At 43.1% G+C, this 2,415-nt stretch carries 2 protein-coding genes and 4 tRNA genes; 1 reads left to right on the top strand and 5 read right to left on the bottom strand.

Annotated features, from left to right (window positions below):
• From ABYD77_RS18890 to ABYD77_RS18875, 4 genes are all read right to left on the bottom strand, one after another.
• Positions 1-77, bottom strand: a tRNA-Pro gene (locus tag ABYD77_RS18890).
• A gap of 19 nt (positions 78-96) precedes the next feature.
• Positions 97-172 (bottom strand) — tRNA-His (locus ABYD77_RS18885).
• Positions 173-209: 37 nt separating this feature from the next.
• Positions 210-286: transfer RNA gene (locus tag ABYD77_RS18880), tRNA-Arg, on the bottom strand.
• A 41-nt stretch (positions 287-327) separates the two neighbouring features.
• A tRNA-Pro gene (locus ABYD77_RS18875) sits at positions 328-404 on the bottom strand.
• Between the two features lie 272 nt (positions 405-676).
• Between ABYD77_RS18875 and folD the strand changes: the two genes are divergently transcribed.
• Positions 677-1,531: a bifunctional methylenetetrahydrofolate dehydrogenase/methenyltetrahydrofolate cyclohydrolase FolD gene (gene folD, locus ABYD77_RS18870; RefSeq protein WP_372771636.1), complete on the top strand. Its 855-nt coding sequence runs from the start codon at positions 677-679 to the stop codon at positions 1,529-1,531.
• Between the two features lie 73 nt (positions 1,532-1,604).
• Here folD and ABYD77_RS18865 read toward each other — a convergent pair.
• Positions 1,605-2,415 (bottom strand): cysteine--tRNA ligase (locus tag ABYD77_RS18865; RefSeq protein WP_372771635.1); only part of this gene is annotated, 811 nt, incomplete at its 5' end.

The following is a 2,415-nucleotide window of genomic DNA, read 5'->3' as shown; positions in this document are numbered from 1 at the left end:
TGGTCGGCGTTGCAGGATTTGAACCTGCGACCCCTTGGACCCAAACCAAGTGCGCTACCAAGCTGCGCTAAACGCCGATACAGTAATAAAGTAAGATGGGGCGACTGACGAGACTTGAACTCGCGACAACCGGAATCACAATCCAGGGCTCTACCAACTGAGCTACAGCCGCCACTACTTTATGCAGTGTGTTGTTTTATTTTTACAAATGGCGCACCCGGAAGGATTCGAACCTTCGACCGACGGCTTAGAAGGCCGTTGCTCTATCCGGCTGAGCTACGGGCGCATTTCGAACCACACCTATTGTGCAGAAACCCTTTATAAAAATGGTCGGCGTTGCAGGATTTGAACCTGCGACCCCTTGGACCCAAACCAAGTGCGCTACCAAGCTGCGCTAAACGCCGACTGCTTTTGAACATTCATGTGAGTGCTCGTAAACAACGGGGTGCATAATAGTGATTTGACCTAGTCCCGTCAAACCTTTTTTTTGAAAAAAGTGTTTAAGTGGTTAATTTTAGCACTAAGTGTTCAGTTTTTGTTATACCCCCTATTGTAACGAATAAAAGATAAACAAACTTATCGGACATTTGTCCGCTTTGCACTGTTGGCTATTGGGTAAATTCGTGAGAAAATGCGCCCCACTCCACACTTTAGTATCTTATATGTAGGTTTTTTAATGTCAGCAAACATCATTGACGGCAAAGCAATTGCAAAACAAGTTAGAACATCTGTTGCACAGCGCGTAGCAGAACGTAAAGAACAAGGTCAACGCGCACCCGGTCTTGCGGTTGTATTAGTAGGACAAGATCCTGCCAGCCAAGTTTATGTTGGCTCAAAACGTAAAGCATGTGAAGAAGTGGGTTTTGTTTCTAAATCTTTTGATTTACCTGGTGATGCAACACAACAACAGTTACTGGATTTAGTTGAGCAGTTAAATAATGACCCAGAAGTAGATGGTATCTTAGTGCAGTTGCCATTACCGGAAGGCCTTGATGCTGAAAAAATTCTTGAAAGAATTACTCCACATAAAGATGTTGATGGTTTTCACCCATATAATGTAGGCCGTTTAGCACAGCGTATGCCTGCACTTCGCCCGTGTACACCAAAAGGCATTATCACATTACTTGATTCAACAGGCGTTAAATACAAAGGTATGGATGCTGTTGTTGTTGGTGCATCAAACATTGTTGGTCGTCCAATGGCATTAGAGCTATTACTTGCTGGTTGTACAACAACGGTATGTCATAAGTTTACTAAAAACCTTGAAGAACATGTGCGCCGCGCAGATTTAGTTGTTGTTGCTGTTGGTAAAGCAGAGTTTATTCCTGGTGAGTGGATTAAAAAAGGTGCGATTGTTATTGATGTAGGTATTAACCGCTTAGAGTCAGGTCAATTAGTAGGTGATGTGGCTTATGATGTAGCAGCGCAAAACGCCAGCTTCATCACACCAGTACCAGGTGGTGTTGGTCCTATGACAGTTGCAAGCTTAATTGCGAACACACTTGAAGCGTGTGAAACATATCACAGCTAGATTTTAGATTTAAATCTAGCCGAAATAAAAAAGGTTGCCGTGGCAACCTTTTTTATTGTTTAAGCTTAATTAATTAAGCTTTACGCCAAGTTGTTTTACCTGCGCTATCTTCAAGCACAACACCCATATCGGTTAGCTTATCACGGGCTTCATCTGCTAGTGCCCAGTTTTTATCTGCACGGGCTTGGTTACGCTGTAAAATCAAGGCTTCAATTTCTGCCACTTCATTATCATCCTGCTCACCTTGTAAAAAGCTCTCTGGATCTTGCTGTGCAATACCTAATATTTCACCCAGCGTTTTAAGAATAAATGCAAGTTGACCAGCTTGATTCGCATCTTCATCTTTTAAGCGATTAATTTCTTTTGCAAGTTCGAAAATTACCGGTAGGGCTTCAGGCGTATTGAAATCATCATTCATAGCTGCGTTAAAGCGCGCCACATAATCATTTTCAAGGGATGTTTCAATGACGTCAACACCACGAAGTGCGGTGTAGATACGTTCCATTGCTGCACGTGCTTGCTCTAAATTCTCCGTTGAGTAATTCAGTTGGCTACGATAATGACCATTAATTAAGAAAAAGCGTACCGACTCACGATCATACTCTTTAAGAACATCACGCAGTGTAAAGAAGTTGCCTAACGACTTAGACATTTTTTCTTTATTTACTTGTACCATGCCGGTGTGGATCCAGGTATTTACATACTTTTCGCCCGTTGCGCAGCAAGACTGTGCAATTTCATTTTCGTGGTGGGGGAATTGTAAATCTGAGCCACCACCATGAATATCAAAATGCGCACCTAAGTGCTTGTTACTCATTGCCGAACACTCAATATGCCAACCAGGGCGACCTTCCCCCCACGGGCTTGACCATGATGGCTCGTCT

The sequence above is a fragment of the Pseudoalteromonas sp. genome, from assembly GCF_041629635.1.
Classification (GTDB): domain Bacteria; phylum Pseudomonadota; class Gammaproteobacteria; order Enterobacterales; family Alteromonadaceae; genus Pseudoalteromonas.
The sequence above is the reverse complement of the archived record's forward strand: the minus strand, read 5'-3'. Positions and strand labels throughout refer to the sequence as shown.

Excerpts from the sequence above, each read along its gene's own strand:
- folD (WP_372771636.1), top strand. The coding sequence starts at position 677 with ATGTCAGCAAACATCATTGACGGCAAAGCAATTGCAAAACAAGTTAGA.